The sequence below is a fragment of the Streptomyces sp. NBC_00385 genome (assembly GCF_035917155.1).
GTDB lineage: Bacteria > Actinomycetota > Actinomycetes > Streptomycetales > Streptomycetaceae > Streptomyces > Streptomyces poriferorum.
The window spans coordinates 5503401-5518294 of sequence record NZ_CP107951.1; the positions used below are offsets into that span (position 1 = coordinate 5503401).

The following is a 14894-nucleotide window of genomic DNA, read 5'->3' on the forward strand; positions in this document are numbered from 1 at the left end:
GTCCCCCCATGCCTTTCAGGCTATGGGGGAGATTGAGGACAAAGCGATAGCCGGGCGCCCCCGGCACCCCGCACCGAACCGAGCCGCACCCTCACACGTACTCCGTAGGCAGTACCGGCTCCCCCCGCGACAACTGCATCGCCGACATCGGCAACCCCGCCCGCGCGGCGATGTGCCGCTCCCGGGCCGCCTCCAGCGGCTCGCGCGCCACGACCTCGCCATCCCTGACCAGCTCCACCAGCAGCTGCCGGCCGGCCAGCTCCGCCGGGACCGGGCCCGTGCCGATCACCTCGGCCTCGGCCACCCCGTCCTCGTCCAGCCGGCGGGCCGCCCACTTGCGACCGCCCTTCGAGGACTTCGCGCCCATCGACTTCTTCGCCACCGGCCGCAGCTCGTCCGCCGGGTCCCCCGAGGAGGCGCGGGCGACCAGCTTGTAGACCATCGAGCAGGTGGGGTGCCCGCTGCCGGTCACCAGCTGCGTGCCCACCCCGTACGCGTCCACCGGTGCCGCGGCCAGCGAGGCGATGGCGTACTCGTCCAGGTCCGACGTCACCACGATCTTCGTGCCCGTCGCGCCCAGCTCGTCCAGCTGCTGGCGCACCCGGTGCGCGACGAGCAGCAGGTCGCCCGAGTCGATCCGGACCGCCCCCAGCTCCGTCCCGGCCACCTCGACCGCCGTACGGACCGCCGCGGTGACGTCGTACGTGTCGACCAGCAGCGTCGTGTCCCGGCCCAGCGAGTCGACCTGTGCCCGGAACGCGTCGCGCTCGGAGTCGTGCAGCAGGGTGAACGCGTGGGCGCTCGTGCCCACGGTCGGGATGTTGTAGCGGAAGCCCGCGGCCAGGTCGGACGTGGTGTCGAAGCCGCCGATGTACGCGGCACGGGCCGAGGCCACCGCCGACAGCTCGTGCGTGCGCCGGGCACCCATCTCGATGAGCCCGCGCCCGCCCGCCGCCGCCGACATCCGCGAGGCCGCCGCGGCGATCGCCGAGTCGTGGTTGAGGATCGACAGGATCACCGTCTCCAGCAGCACGCACTCGGCGAAGGAGCCCTCGACCCGCAGGACCGGCGAGCCCGGGAAGTACACCTCGCCCTCCGGGTAGCCCCAGATGTCGCCGCTGAAGCGGTAGTCGGACAGATAGTCGAGGGTGGGCCCGTCGACCACGTTCTGGTCGCGCAGGAAGGCGAGCATCTCGTCGTCGAAGTGGAAGTTCTCCACCGCGTCCAGGACCCGCCCGATGCCCGCGACGACGCCGTAGCGCCGCCCCTCGGGCAGCCGGCGGGTGAACGCCTCGAAGACCGAGCGCCGCCCGGCGGTGCCGGCCTTCAGTGCGGCCTGCACCATCGTGAGCTCGTACTGGTCGGTGAAGAGTGCGGTCGACGGCACACCGACCCGTCGCCCAAGGTCCGCTGAGTTCATGCCGGGGATGCTACCCCTATTTCGTCAAAGTGACGAGATGGGGGTGTCGCGCCCGCCGCGCCACCGGCCCCGTTTGTGCGATGGACCCTCCCGAGTGGCAGCATGGGGTAGGTGAGCGTCGCCCCCGTAGAGATCGAACGTCCCGAATCGGCCGAGGAGAACCTCGTTGTCCCCGAGCCCGACGTCCCCTGGGTGACGCTGGTCCACAACGACCCGGTCAACCTCATGAGCTACGTGACCTATGTCTTCCAGGCCTACTTCGGCTACTCCAAGGACAAGGCCCACAAACTGATGCTGGACGTCCACCAGAAGGGCCGCGCCGTCGTCTCCAGCGGCAGCCGCGAAGAGATGGAACGCGACGTCCAGGCCATGCACGGCTACGGACTGTGGGCCACCCTCACCCAGGACCGCAACTGACCCCCTGATTCACCCCCGCCCCGCCCGCCCGACCACCATCGGAGTCAACCCATGGCCGGCCACTTCGAGGCCACCCCCGGCGGCGGCGCGGCCGTCGCGCTCGACGAGGTGGAGATCGCGATCCTGCGCTCCCTCGCCGTCCAGCTGCTCGAACTCATCGGACCCGGCGACGAACCCGCCGAGGGCGAGGACCCGCTCGCCGCCCTCTTCGCCGAGGGCCCCAGCGAACCGCCCTCCGACCCGGCCCTGGCCCGCCTCTTCCCCGAGGCCTACGGCGACGACGACACCGAACTGCGCGCCGCGTCCGCCGAGTTCCGCCGCTTCACCGAGAACGACCTGCGCACCCGCAAGCGCGACGACGCCCTCGTCGTCGTCCGCACCCTGGACGCGCTCACGCCCGCCGGGGACAGCGCGGCCGTACTCACGCTCACCGCCGACGAGTGCCGCAGCTGGCTGGGCTCCCTCAACGACCTCCGCCTCACCATCGGCACCCGCCTGGAGGTCTCCGACGAGGACGGCGGCGAGGACGGCTCCCTCTACCGGCTGCCGGACAGCGATCCGCGCAAGCCCATGGTCATGGCCTATCTCTGGCTGGGCGCGCTCCAGGAAACGCTGGTCGAAACGCTGATGCCGTAAGGGACCGGACTCTCGGATGTTCGCTCAACGGACGCTCAAATCCAAATAACGATCGCGTCACCTGATCGGTCTTTTTTGCAGCGCCTGGACACCGTTGTCCGCTTTTTCCTGTGGTGTGCGCCACATAATGTCCGGTGGATCACCGATGTGCCCGTGATAAATCTTCACGACCACTCGGGGACGCCACCCCTGTTCCCGGGTAGGCGCGACGAGTCCGGCAACCACCGGCAGCACTCCATCCATATCCGGGGGGATCAGGACCTGATCCGCAGTCGCAAGGCTCGGATCAGCGTGGAGAAAGGCGCAGCACATGACATCGGCGCAGGTCGACGACAAGGGACAGGGCCCGCACGCCGCAGCCGCGGATGCCACCACGTCCGCCGAGGGCTATCAGCGGGCACTCGGCGCCCGCCAGATCCAGATGATCGCGATCGGCGGGGCCATCGGCACCGGCCTCTTCCTCGGCGCGGGCAAAGCCATCGCCAAGGCCGGACCCAGCCTCATCCTGGCGTACGCCATCGCAGGCCTGGTGATCTTCTTCATCATGCGGGCCCTGGGCGAACTCCTCATGTACCGCCCGGTCTCGGGCTCCTTCTCGGAGTACGCCCGCGAATTCATCGGCCCCTTCGCGGGATTCGTCACCGGCTGGACCTACTGGCTGTTCTGGGTCGTCACCGGAATCACCGAAGTCACCGCGGCAGCCCAGTACATGACGTTCTGGTTCGACATTCCTCAATGGGTGTCCGCGCTGATCTTCACGATCATCCTGTACGGCGTGAACCTGATCTCCGTAAAGCTGTTCGGTGAACTCGAATTCTGGTTCTCGATGGTCAAGGTCACCGCCATCGTCGGCATGATCCTCATCTGCGCCGGAATTCTCACCCTCGGCTTCTCCGACGCCGGCGACACCGCGTCCGTCAGCCATCTCTGGTCCGACGGCGGATTCTTCCCGCACGGCATCAAGGGCACCCTGATGACGCTGCAGATCGTGATGTTCGCCTTCCTCGCCGTCGAACTCGTCGGCGTCACCGCGGGCGAGTCGAAGGACCCGAAGACCGTCCTGCCCAAGGCGATCAACACCGTGCCGTGGCGCATCGCCGTCTTCTACGTCGGCGCCCTCATCATGATCCTCTCGGTCGTGCCCTGGACCGAGTTCTCGCCGGACGTCTCCCCGTTCGTCGAAGCCTTCAAGAAGATGGGCCTCGGCGTCGGCGCGGGCATCGTCAACTTCGTCGTCCTGACCGCCGCGCTCTCCTCCTGCAACTCCGGGATGTACTCCACCGGCCGCATGCTGCGCGACCTCGCGCTCAACGGGCAGGGACCGAAGTTCTTCACCAAGCTGACCAGGAGCGGCACCCCGCTGGTCGGCACCACGTTCTCCGCCGCCCTGATGCTCGTCGGCGTCTGGATCAACTACCAGTGGCCCGGTGACGCCTTCACCTACGTCGTCTCCTTCGCCACCATCTCCGGCATGTGGGCCTGGATCATGATCCTGATCAGCCAGATCCGCTACCGCCGCCTCGCCGACCGGGGCGACCTCCCGCAGTCCACCTTCCGGGCCCCCGGAGCCCCGTACACCAGTGTCTTCGCCCTCGCCTTCATCGGCGTCGTCATCGTCATGATGGGCATCGACAAGGACACCAGGATCTCGCTCTACTGCGCCCCGCTGTGGGCCCTGATCCTGGGCGTCTCCTACCTGGTCCTCAAGGCCCGCAACCCCGAGAACAAGGCCTTCGCCGGCCGCTGAACCCCAGGCCCCGCAGAGGTCGAGTCCACGATGCGGGCCCCCGCGTACCACTCCTCGGTACGCGGGGGCCCGTCGTCCTATCCTGGGCGCCATGCTGACCATCACCCAGGCGCTGTACGACCAGATCGTCGCGCACTCCCGCGCCGACCACCCCGACGAGGCGTGCGGCGTGGTCGCCGGGCCCGCCGGAACCGGCCGCCCCGAACGCTTCATCCCCATGCTCAACGCGGCCCGCTCGCCCACGTTCTACGAATTCGACTCGGCCGACCTCCTCAAGCTCTACCGCGACATGGACGACCGCGACGAGGAACCCGTGATCGTCTACCACTCGCACACCGCGACCGAGGCCTACCCCTCCCGCACCGACGTCACGTACGCCAACGAGCCCGGCGCCCACTACGTCCTCGTCTCCACCGCCGACGCCGACGAGGCCGGGCCCTTCCAGTTCCGCTCGTACCGCATCGTGGACGGCGAGATCACCGAGGAGGACGTGCAGGTCGTCGAGGCGTACGCCGCCTCCTGACCTCGACACCGGCCCCCGCCCACAGCGCCCGGACAGGGCCGCCCGCCCGGCCCTGTCCATCTGTCGAACGCCGACCATCCACCAGGTGAGATCACATTCCGGATCCCGGACCGGGAATCGATACGATGAGCGCATGGTTCCCCATGACGTGAGCGACAAGACGCCGGGCACGCTGCTCGTGGCGCGCCTGCACGTCGACCTGTGCCGACTCGCCAGCGCGATCTGTACGAACCACCGGACCGCCGGCCGCGAGGCCTGAGCCGCACCGAGGCCCGGCGCGCCGCCCCACCGGACGCCACTCTTCACGTACCGACCCCTGCGCGGGGGCAGAGCCGCGCGCCCCACGCCCACCGCCACCACTCAGCTTCGACAGGAGCCCACGCCATGGCCATCGAGGTCCGCATCCCGACCATCCTCCGCACCTACACCGACGGCGCCAAGGCCGTCGAAGGCAACGGGGACACCCTCGCCGACCTCTTCACGGACCTGGAGACCCGCCACACCGGCATCCGGGAGCGCATCGTCGACGGCGAGCAGCTCCGCCGCTTCGTGAACGTCTACCTCAACGACGAGGACGTCCGCTTCCTGGACGGCATCTCCACCAAGCTCAGCGACGGCGACAACATCACCATCCTCCCGGCCGTCGCCGGCGGCATGAACTGATGCGCTATGACAGCCCGCTCGCCGCAGTGGGCAACACCCCGCTCGTCCGCCTGCCGCGGCTGTCACCGTCGGACGACGTCCGCATCTGGGCCAAGCTGGAGGACCGCAACCCCACCGGCTCGATCAAGGACCGCCCCGCGCTCCACATGGTCGAGCAGGCCGAGAAGGACGGCCGGCTCACCCCCGGCTGCACCATCCTCGAACCCACCAGCGGCAACACCGGCATCTCGCTGGCCATGGCGGCCAAGCTCAAGGGCTACCGCATCGTCTGCGTGATGCCGGAGAACACCTCCCAGGAGCGGCGCGACCTGCTGGCCATGTGGGGCGCCGAGATCATCTCCTCCCCGGCGGCGGGCGGCTCCAACACCGCCGTCCGCGTCGCCAAGGAACTGTCGGCGGAGCACCCGGACTGGGTGATGCTGTACCAGTACGGCAACCCCGACAACGCCGGCGCCCACTACGCCACCACCGGCCCCGAGATCCTCACGGACCTCCCCTCCATCACCCACTTCGTGGCCGGCCTCGGCACCACCGGCACCCTCATGGGCGTCGGCCGCTACCTGCGCGAACACGTCAAGGGCATCAAGATCGTCGCCGCCGAACCGCGCTACGACGACCTCGTCTACGGCCTGCGCAACCTCGACGAGGGCTTCGTCCCCGAGCTCTACGACGCCTCGGTGCTCACCACCCGCTTCTCGGTCGGCTCCGCCGACGCGGTCACCCGCACCCGCGAACTCCTTCAGCAGGAGGGCATCTTCGCGGGCGTCTCCACCGGCGCCGCGCTCCACGCCGCGATCGGTGTCGGCAACAAGGCGGTCAAGGCGGGGGAGAGCGCCGACATCGTCTTCGTCGTCGCGGACGGCGGCTGGAAGTACCTGTCGACGGGCGTCTACACCGCGCCCACGACGGAAGCGGCCATCGAAACGCTGCAGGGCCAGCTCTGGGCGTAGTCCCACGCGCTGTACGCACCCCGGACGACGCCGGGGGCCAGGACCACACCGGTCCGGGCCCCCGGCGTCCGCCGTTTCGGGGGCTCCGCCCCGCACCCCCGCTCCTCAATCGCCGGAGGGGCTTGAATTTGCCTCCCGCCGTCGTGAAACCCAGCCCCGCCGGCGTTTGAGGTGCGGGGTCCGGGGCGGAGCCCCGGTTACGGGAAGGGGCGGGGAGGGGAACAGGCCCGCCGCAGGCGCACCCCACCCCCCGTCACACCACACCCCCCACCCGCGCCCCCGGGGGCGCCCCGCTTCCATCGAACCGGTGACAGCACAGGTGAGTTCCCCCACAACGGCACACTCCGAAGGAGCGACCACCTCTTTCGCGCCTTACGCTCAACAAACCGCTCAACGAACCGCACGAACCCTCCCCGTTCCCACGTCTCGGAGGTTCACGCTCCATGAAGCTCACCGTCGTCGGCTGCTCCGGCTCGTTCCCGTCCGCGGGATCGGCATGCTCGAGCTACCTCGTAGAGGCCGACGGCTTCAGGCTGCTACTCGACATGGGCAACGGCGCCCTCGGCGAGCTGCAGCGCCACGTCGGTCTCTACGACCTCGACGCCATTTTCCTCAGCCACCTCCATGCCGACCACTGCATCGACATGTGCGCGTACTTCGTCGTCCGGTACTACCCGCCCGACGGCGGACGCCCGGCCCGCATCCCGGTCTACGGCCCCGACGGCACGGAGCAGCGGCTCACCACCGCGCACGCCGACACCCCGTCCGACCACGCGATGAGCGAGGTCTTCGACTTCCACACGCTGAAGCCCGGCTCCTTCGACATCGGCCCCTTCTCGGTCCGTACGGAGAAGCTCTGCCACCCCGTCGACACGTTCGGCATCCGCATCGAGCACGGCGGCAGCTCGCTCACGTACTCCGGCGACACCGGCACGTGCGAGGCCCTGGACGAGCTCGCGGAGGGCGCCGACCTCTTCCTCTGCGAGGCGTCGTTCGTGCACGGCAAGGAGGACATCCCGGACCTCCACCTCAACGGCCGCGAGGCGGGCGAGCTCGCCGCCCGGGCACAGGTGGGCCGCCTGGTCCTCACCCACATCCCCCCGTGGACCGACGCCGACCGCAACCTCGCCGACGCCCGCGAGGTCTTCGACGGCCCGACGGAGCTCGCGGTCCCGGGCGCGGTCTACGAGATCTAGCGCGCAGGCGCCCCACGCACGACGAAGCCCTCACCTTCCGCCGGGAAGGTGAGGGCTTCGAGCTGTCGTGGGACGGACCCGGCTTACGCCTTGGTCAGGTCCTCGACCTCCTCCTCGGGCTCGCGGCCCGGGGTGGTGAGGTTGAACTTCGTGATCGCGAAGCGGAAGAGCACGTAGTAGACCACTCCGAAGACCAGGCCGATCGGGATGATCAGCCACGGCTTGGTCGCCAGGTTCCAGTTCAGCGCGTAGTCGATGAAGCCCGCGGAGAAGGTGAATCCGGCGTGCACGCCCAGTGCCCAGGTAATGGCCATCGACAGGGCGGTCAGCACCGCGTGGATCGCGTAGAGGACCGGCGCGATGAACATGAACGAGAACTCGATCGGCTCGGTCACACCGGTGACGAACGAGGTCAGCGCGAGGGAGATCATCATGCCCATCACGGCCTTGCGGCGCTCGGGGCGAGCGGCGTGGGCGATGGCGATGGCGGCGGCCGGGAGGCCGAACATCATGATCGGGAAGAAGCCCGACATGAACTGACCCGAGGCCGGGTCACCGGCGAAGAAGCGGTTCAGGTCGCCGTGCACGACCGCGCCCGTGGCGTCGGTGAAGTCACCCAGCTGGAACCACGAGACCGTGTTGACGAACTGGTGCATGCCGACGGGCAGCAGAGCGCGGTTGATCAGGCCGAAGAGTCCGGCACCGAAGGAACCGAGGCCCGTCATCCACTCGCCGAAGTTGGATATGCCCTCACCGATGGGCTCCCAGACCAGGCCGAAGAACACACCGAAGATCACACCGACGAAGGCCATGATGATCGGGACGAGCCGGCGGCCGTTGAAGAAGCCGAGCCAGTCGACCAGCTTCTTGCGGTGGAACTTCTGCCACAGGACCGCTGAGACGAGACCCATCAGGATGCCGCCGAGGACACCGGGGTTGTTGTACGTCGCCGCGGTGTCCGCGCCCTTCTGGATCACCGCTTCGGTGACCGGGAAGGCCTTGAGCACGTTGCTGTAGACCAGGAAGCCGACGAGCGCGGCCAGGGCGGTGGAGCCGTCCGACTTCTTGGCGAACCCGATGGCGACACCGATGCAGAACAGCATCGGGAGGTTGTCGAAGACCGCGCCGCCCGCGGTGGCGAACACGGAGGCGACCTTGTGCCAGCCGAGACCGTCGTCACCGAAGACGTCGGGCTGGCCGAGACGGAGCAGAATGCCCGCGGCCGGCAGCACGGCGATCGGCAGCTGGAGGCTGCGCCCCACCTTCTGCAGGCCCTGGAACACGCCGGAGCCCCGCTTCTTCGCGGGGGCCGCCGTAGCGGTGGCCGTACTCATCAACTTCCTCCAGTAGGCAAGGCGCCGCCAGGGACAGGGTGTTCTGGGGGTGGGCGACGACTCGAGAAACGCGCCGCTGCGCGGCGCGTGGTCTGGACCACTGAGTGGTGTAGACCAGTTGTAGCACGGTGAGGGTTAGATAAGGAACCTGCAATTTCCGACTACTTCGCAGTAGCCATCACGTACGCACAGTGACATGCCGAAGGCCCCCGGACCGGAAGTCCGAGGGCCTTCGCCGTCCAGGGTATAAGCCCTGGTCGGAGGGGTTACTTCGTGAGGTCCTTCTCGATCTCCTCCTCCACCTCGTCGGGCTCGCGGCCCGGCGTCTGGAGGTTGAACCTGGTGATCGCGAACCGGAAGATCACGTAGTACACAACGGCGAACGCCAGCCCGATCGGAATGATCAGCCAGGGTTTCGTCGCCAGACTCCAGTTGATGACGTAGTCGATGAGGCCGGCCGAGAAGCTGAAGCCGTCCTTCGCCCCGAGCGCCCAGGTCACCGCCATCGACACACCGGTGAGCACCGCGTGGATCGCGTACAGCACCGGCGCGACGAACAGGAACGAGTACTCGATCGGCTCCGTGATTCCCGTCACGAACGACGTCAGCCCGACCGAGACCATCAGGCCGCCCACCGCCTTGCGGCGATGCGGCTTGGCGCAGTGGTAGATCGCCAGGGCCGCCGCGGGCAGCGCGAACATCATGATCGGGAAGAAGCCCGTCGTGAACTGACCGGCCGTCGGGTCACCGGCCAGGAACCGGTTGATGTCACCGTGCACGACCGTGCCGTCCGGCTTCGTGAAGTCACCGAACTGGAACCAGACGAACGTGTTCAGGAACTGGTGCAGCCCGAAGACGAGCAGGGCGCGGTTCGCGATGCCGAAGATGCCGGAGCCCAGCCAGTTCAGATCCACCAGCCACTCCGAGAAGCTGGTCAGCGCGTCACCCACCGGCTGCCACAACCAGGCGCACAGCGCCGCGAAGAGCAGCCCCACGAACGCCATGATGATCGGGACGAGCCGGCGGCCGTTGAAGAAGCCCAGCCAGTCCACCAGCTTCACCCGGTGGTACCGCTGCCAGAACCAGGCCGACATCAGGCCCATCACGATGCCGCCGAACACCCCCGGGTTCTGGTACTCGGCCGCCGTCACCTGCGCGTCGTCCGTGACGCACGTACCGAACCAGGTGCCGCCCGACGTGAACGTCGCCCCCCCGGGGCAGTCCACCGGGAACGCGTGCAGCACCGCGTAGTAGACGAGGAAACCCGTCACCGCGGCCAGCGCCGTCGAACCGTCGGCCTTCTTCGCCATGCCGATCGCGACACCCACGCAGAACAGCAACGGCAGGCCCAGTCCCGAGTCCAGCAGCGCACCACCGGCCGCCGCGAACACCTTGGCGATGTTGTTCCAGCCGAGACCTTCGTCGCCGAACACATCCGGCTGGCCGAGCCGGTTCAGGATGCCTGCCGCCGGCAGGACGGCGATCGGGAGCTGCAGGCTGCGCCCCATCTTCTGCAGGCCCTGGAAGAGGCCGTTCCACCACTTTTTCTGTGGGATCGCTGCGCTGCTTGAGCTCATCGGCGTCCTCCCGGAACAGGCCACGTTTGGCGGGTGTTGCAGACTGGTGTAGACCAGTTGCGGTACGGTGCGGAGCCCGCCCGGAAGACAGGGCGCCGGTGATCGTCATCTTTGGTGATGGATCGGCTACTCGCTCGCGAAGTTGGGCCAACCGTGCGTTACCGTGACGAAACGGACCCAGGGTGGGCCGTCGCATGTACGTGAAGAACCAGGGAGAAGGCCATGGCCAGCAAGGCTGAGAAGATCGTCGCCGGGCTCGGCGGAATCGAGAACATCGAAGAGGTCGAAGGCTGCATCACCCGCCTCCGCACCGAGGTCATCGACCCGAGCAAGGTCGACGAAGCCGCGCTCAAGGCCGCCGGAGCCCACGGCGTCGTCAAGATGGGCACCGCGATCCAGGTCGTCATCGGCACCGACGCCGACCCCATCGCCGCCGACATCGAAGACATGATGTGACCCACCGCTGAACCCGACCGGGCCAACCACCCGGCACACCGCAGGCCCCGCCCACCCGGACGGGGCCTGCGGCGTACCCCGGCACCCCACGGGCGCCCGCCCTCAGCGCACCCGCACCGCCAGGATCGCCACATCATCCGACGTCTCACCGTCGTCCAGGCACGCCTCCACCAGGTACGCGCACAGATCACCCACATCCGAAGGCGCCGCCAGCGCCGCCGCACGCAGACGCTCCAGCCCCACCCCCAACTCCTCCCCGCGCCGCTCCACCAGACCATCCGTGTACAGCACCAGCAACGCCCCCGCCGGCAGCTCGAACTCGTCCGCCTCCGCATCCCACTCATCCACCACGCCCAGCGGCACCCCCTGCCCCGCACGCAGGAACCGCGCCCCCGAATGGTCCACCAGCAACGGCGGACAATGACCGGCCGACGCCACCACCGCCCGCCGCTCCCGCGGATCCACCGTCATGTACAACACCGTCGCCAGATCCGTCAGCGCCATGTCCTGACTCAACGCGTTCAGATCCGACAGCACCGCCACCGGATCCTCACCCTCCACCAACGCATAACTGCGCAACGCCGTCCGCAACTGCCCCATCGCCGTCGCCGCCCGCAACCCCTTGCCCATCACGTCACCCAGCGCCAGCCCCGCCTTCCCGCCCGGCAGCGCCATCACGTCGTACCAGTCACCCCCGGCCTGCATCCCCCGCGCCCCCGGCAGACTGCACGCCGCGACCTGCACCCCCGCGATCTCCGGCAGCTCCTGCGCCAGCATCGACTGCTGAAGCGTCCCCGCGATCCGGCGCTCACGCTCGTACAACAGATTGTTCTCGACCATCTGCCCCGCGAACCGGCAGTACGTCCCCACCAACTGCCGCTGCCGCAGCGTCGGCCGCCCCGGCTCCCGCCACGCCCACGCCACCACACCCAGCCGCCGGCCCGACGTCGTACTGAGCGCCAGCGCGTACACCCGGCGGAACCCCGCCGCACGCCCCAGCTCACGCATCCGCGGCGAACACGACGGATCGGTCTCCACGTCCTCCACGATCAGCGCACCACCCGCCGCCTCCGCCTCATCGACCAGGAACCGCCCCGGCGGCAACGCCTCCACCGCCTCACGCACCGACCGCACATCCGCCGGCATCCCGTACAACGCACGCGTCCGCATCAGCGCACCGTCCTCGTCCCGCAGCCGCGCCACCCCCATGTCCGCCCGCAGCAGCCGCGCACCCTCACCCAGCACCTGATGCAGCGTCCCGTCCACACTGTCGTGATCCGTCAGCCGCTCCGCCAGACCGTGCACCCAGGTCGCGTCCTCCAACTGCTCCGCCAGCCTGCGGTTCACCTCGTCCAGGTCATCGGCCGACCGCCGCTGCTGCGAGACGTCATGGACGAACGCGACCGCCAGCGGCAGCTCACCCGGCCCGGAGTCCAGCGGAACGGCGCTGATGTCCAGCCACAGCGCCCGCGCGCCCTCCGGCATGTACCGCACCTCGGCCCGCGCCGGACGACGCAGACCCAGCGCCACCCCGAGCGGCGACTCGGCGAACCGCAACGGCTCGCCGTTGCGGTCACTGAAGGACGTCGCGGCCCGGGCCAGCCCGCCCGGCTCCGGGGGCACCGGCGCCCCGAACAGCTCCGCCAGCCGCCCGTTCGCGAACACCGTCGTCGCTCCCCGCTCGGCGGAAGCGATGACGATCCCATGCGGCGCACCCTCCAGAACCTGGACGGACGCGAGGTGGTCCGCCAGCGGCAGACGCGGTGCCGCAAGCTGCGGCCGGATTGTCTGACTCGAAGGGAGGGGCATCAGGAACTTCCTGTGAGGAGAGACTTAGATACTAAAAGCTTAAGCAATCTCACAGTAAAGGCGGAAAGGCTGAACGTCCCCGGACAGCGGGCCAAAGGTCCCGCCACCCGCCGGATAGGCTTTCGCCATGTCTCGTATCGACGGCCGCACCCCCGACCAGCTCCGCCCCGTCACCATCGAACGCGGATGGAGCAAGCACGCCGAAGGATCCGTACTCATCTCCTTCGGCGACACCAAAGTCTTCTGCACCGCCTCCGTCACCGAAGGCGTCCCGCGCTGGCGCAAGGGCAGCGGCGAAGGCTGGGTCACCGCCGAATACTCCATGCTGCCCCGCTCCACCAACACCCGCGGCGACCGCGAATCCGTACGCGGCAAGATCGGCGGCCGCACCCACGAGATCAGCCGCCTCATCGGCCGCTCGCTGCGCGCCGTCATCGACTACAAGGCCCTCGGCGAGAACACCGTCGTCCTCGACTGCGACGTCCTCCAGGCCGACGGCGGCACCCGCACCGCCGCCATCACCGGCGCCTACGTCGCCCTCGCCGACGCCATCACCTGGGCCCAGGGCAAGAAGATCATCAAGCACGGCCGCAAGCCGCTCACCGGCACCGTCTCCGCGATCAGCGTCGGCATCGTCGACGGCACCCCCCTCCTCGACCTCTGCTACGAGGAAGACGTCCGCGCCGAGACCGACATGAACGTCGTCTGCACCGGCGACGGCCGCTTCGTCGAGATCCAGGGCACCGCCGAGGCCGAGCCCTTCGACCGCAAGGAACTGAACGCCCTCCTCGACCTCGCCACCGCAGGCTGCGTCGACCTCACCCGGTTCCAGAACGACGCCCTCACCCGCACCCTCGGCGAGTAAAGAAGCAACCAAGTCCCCACGCACAGCGTCGATACGAATACGGGCGCACGGGTCGAACCGTGCGCCCGTCCGCGCATCCGCACCCGGGGAGGGACCCACCATGGCCACGCGCCACCGACGCCACCGCCGCACCGCACTGGCCATCACCGCCACGCTGCTCACCGTCACCGCCGCAGCAGGCTGCAGCGCCCTCGACAAGACCCTCGACTGCGTCCGCACCGCCGACGCCATCGCCACCAGCGTCGACAACCTCCAGCAGGCCGTCGCCAACGCCTCCAGCGACCCCACCCAGGCCTCCGAATCACTCGACGAGATCGAGAAGGAACTCGGCAACCTCGGCGACAAGACCGACGACGCCGACCTCACCAAGGCCGTCGACGACCTCCAGGCCGGCGTCGCCAACGTCCGCGACTCCATCGACAAGGGCGACGCCACTCCCGACATCACCCCCGTCACCGACGCGGCAACGGAGATCGGCAAGGTCTGCACCCCGTAAGCCACAGCCACCCGGGCGGCGATAATCGACCCATGACCCGCCTCATCCTCGCCACCCGCAACGCCGGGAAGATCACCGAACTCCACGCGATCCTCGCCGACGCAGGCCTCACCCACGAGCTCGTCGGCGCGGACGCGTACCCGGAGATCCCCGACGTCAAGGAAACCGGCGTCACCTTCGCCGAGAACGCCCTCCTCAAGGCCCACGCCCTCGCCCAGGCCACCGGCCACCCCGCCATCGCCGACGACTCCGGCCTCTGCGTCGACGTACTCGGCGGCGCCCCCGGCATCTTCTCGGCCCGCTGGGCCGGCACCCACGGCAACGACCGGGCCAACCTGGACCTGCTCCTGGCCCAGCTCTCCGACATCGACACCCCGCACCGCGCGGCCCACTTCGCCTGCGCCGCCGCGCTCGCCCTCCCCGACGGCACGGAACGCGTGGTCGAGGGCCGCCTCCTCGGCACCCTGCGCCCCACCCCGTCCGGCACGGGCGGCTTCGGCTACGACCCGATCCTCCAGCCGGAGGGCGAGACCCGCACCTGTGCGGAGCTGACCCCGGCGGAGAAGAACGCGATCAGCCACCGGGGGAAGGCGTTCCGGGGGCTGGTGCCGGTGGTGCGGGAGTTGGTGGGCTGAGCGCAGCCCGGAACCCACGAACGGCCTGTCCGCCGATGATTCGGCGGACAGGCCGTTTCGGTGCGGCGGAAGGGATTCGAACCCTCAAGCCGTTTCACGGGCCACAGATCCTAAGTCTGCTGTGTCACCTCTGCACCACCGCCGCTAGCCGCCTGACATGGTACCGGGCA

General features: G+C 69.0%; 16 protein-coding genes and 1 tRNA gene. 12 read left to right on the forward strand and 5 right to left on the reverse strand.

Annotation, left to right across the window (positions count from 1 at the left end; translation table 11 throughout):
• Nucleotides 1-91: 91 nt before the first annotated feature.
• Nucleotides 92-1420: a nicotinate phosphoribosyltransferase gene (locus tag OG959_RS24550; RefSeq protein ID WP_326661752.1), complete on the reverse strand. Its 1329-nt coding sequence runs from the start codon at nucleotides 1418-1420 to the stop codon at nucleotides 92-94.
• 111 nt (nucleotides 1421-1531) lie between these two features.
• Here OG959_RS24550 and clpS point away from each other — a divergent pair, with 111 nt between their 5' ends.
• The 8 genes from clpS (at nucleotide 1532) to OG959_RS24590 (ending at nucleotide 7552) form a co-directional block, all read left to right on the forward strand.
• The gene (gene clpS, locus OG959_RS24555; RefSeq protein WP_018555894.1) at nucleotides 1532-1837 is read left to right on the forward strand and encodes an ATP-dependent Clp protease adapter ClpS; all 306 of its coding nucleotides are present in this window, start codon (nucleotides 1532-1534) and stop codon (nucleotides 1835-1837) included.
• Between the two features lie 51 nt (nucleotides 1838-1888).
• Nucleotides 1889-2473 (forward strand): DUF2017 domain-containing protein, encoded by a 585-nt coding sequence (locus OG959_RS24560; protein ID WP_326661753.1) that lies wholly within the window; start codon nucleotides 1889-1891, stop codon nucleotides 2471-2473.
• A gap of 310 nt (nucleotides 2474-2783) precedes the next feature.
• Nucleotides 2784-4220 carry an amino acid permease gene (locus OG959_RS24565; protein ID WP_326661755.1) on the forward strand — a complete coding sequence of 479 codons (1437 nt, stop codon included), beginning with the start codon at nucleotides 2784-2786 and terminating at the stop codon, nucleotides 4218-4220.
• Nucleotides 4221-4311: 91 nt separating this feature from the next.
• Nucleotides 4312-4743 carry a M67 family metallopeptidase gene (locus tag OG959_RS24570; RefSeq protein ID WP_326661757.1) on the forward strand — a complete coding sequence of 144 codons (432 nt, stop codon included), beginning with the start codon at nucleotides 4312-4314 and terminating at the stop codon, nucleotides 4741-4743.
• 133 nt (nucleotides 4744-4876) lie between these two features.
• Nucleotides 4877-5002, forward strand: a complete 126-nt coding sequence (locus OG959_RS24575) for a putative leader peptide (protein WP_261991849.1) — start codon at nucleotides 4877-4879, stop codon at nucleotides 5000-5002.
• A 125-nt stretch (nucleotides 5003-5127) separates the two neighbouring features.
• On the forward strand, nucleotides 5128-5406 hold the full coding sequence (locus tag OG959_RS24580; RefSeq protein ID WP_326661759.1) for a MoaD/ThiS family protein: 279 nt from the start codon (nucleotides 5128-5130) through the stop codon (nucleotides 5404-5406).
• Nucleotides 5406-6356 carry a PLP-dependent cysteine synthase family protein gene (locus OG959_RS24585; RefSeq protein ID WP_326661761.1) on the forward strand — a complete coding sequence of 317 codons (951 nt, stop codon included), beginning with the start codon at nucleotides 5406-5408 and terminating at the stop codon, nucleotides 6354-6356. Before OG959_RS24580 ends, OG959_RS24585 begins: the two co-directional genes overlap by 1 nt.
• A gap of 443 nt (nucleotides 6357-6799) precedes the next feature.
• Nucleotides 6800-7552: an MBL fold metallo-hydrolase gene (locus tag OG959_RS24590; RefSeq protein WP_326661763.1), complete on the forward strand. Its 753-nt coding sequence runs from the start codon at nucleotides 6800-6802 to the stop codon at nucleotides 7550-7552.
• A gap of 83 nt (nucleotides 7553-7635) precedes the next feature.
• Here the strand turns inward: OG959_RS24590 and OG959_RS24595 are convergent, their stop codons facing one another.
• Nucleotides 7636-8886 (reverse strand): PTS transporter subunit EIIC, encoded by a 1251-nt coding sequence (locus tag OG959_RS24595; protein WP_326661765.1) that lies wholly within the window; start codon nucleotides 8884-8886, stop codon nucleotides 7636-7638.
• A gap of 266 nt (nucleotides 8887-9152) precedes the next feature.
• On the reverse strand, nucleotides 9153-10463 hold the full coding sequence (locus OG959_RS24600) for a PTS transporter subunit EIIC (protein WP_326661767.1): 1311 nt from the start codon (nucleotides 10461-10463) through the stop codon (nucleotides 9153-9155).
• Between the two features lie 222 nt (nucleotides 10464-10685).
• On the opposite strand from OG959_RS24600, the gene OG959_RS24605 reads away from it, so the two are divergent.
• The gene (locus OG959_RS24605; protein ID WP_018517946.1) at nucleotides 10686-10919 is read left to right on the forward strand and encodes a glucose PTS transporter subunit EIIB; all 234 of its coding nucleotides are present in this window, start codon (nucleotides 10686-10688) and stop codon (nucleotides 10917-10919) included.
• 102 nt (nucleotides 10920-11021) lie between these two features.
• Here OG959_RS24605 and OG959_RS24610 read toward each other — a convergent pair whose 3' ends face one another.
• Nucleotides 11022-12728, reverse strand: a complete 1707-nt coding sequence (locus OG959_RS24610; RefSeq protein WP_326661775.1) for a GAF domain-containing SpoIIE family protein phosphatase — start codon at nucleotides 12726-12728, stop codon at nucleotides 11022-11024.
• A 127-nt stretch (nucleotides 12729-12855) separates the two neighbouring features.
• On the opposite strand from OG959_RS24610, the gene rph reads away from it, so the two are divergent.
• From rph to rdgB, 3 genes are all read left to right on the forward strand, one after another.
• Complete coding sequence (gene rph / locus OG959_RS24615; protein WP_326661777.1) at nucleotides 12856-13593, forward strand: ribonuclease PH; 738 nt, start codon at nucleotides 12856-12858, stop codon at nucleotides 13591-13593.
• 100 nt (nucleotides 13594-13693) lie between these two features.
• Nucleotides 13694-14089, forward strand: a complete 396-nt coding sequence (locus OG959_RS24620; RefSeq protein ID WP_306082119.1) for a hypothetical protein — start codon at nucleotides 13694-13696, stop codon at nucleotides 14087-14089.
• 32 nt (nucleotides 14090-14121) lie between these two features.
• Complete coding sequence (gene rdgB / locus OG959_RS24625) at nucleotides 14122-14724, forward strand: RdgB/HAM1 family non-canonical purine NTP pyrophosphatase (protein WP_326661781.1); 603 nt, start codon at nucleotides 14122-14124, stop codon at nucleotides 14722-14724.
• Between the two features lie 61 nt (nucleotides 14725-14785).
• Here the strand turns inward: rdgB and OG959_RS24630 are convergent.
• Nucleotides 14786-14869 (reverse strand) — tRNA-Leu (locus OG959_RS24630).
• Nucleotides 14870-14894 lie beyond the last annotated feature (25 nt).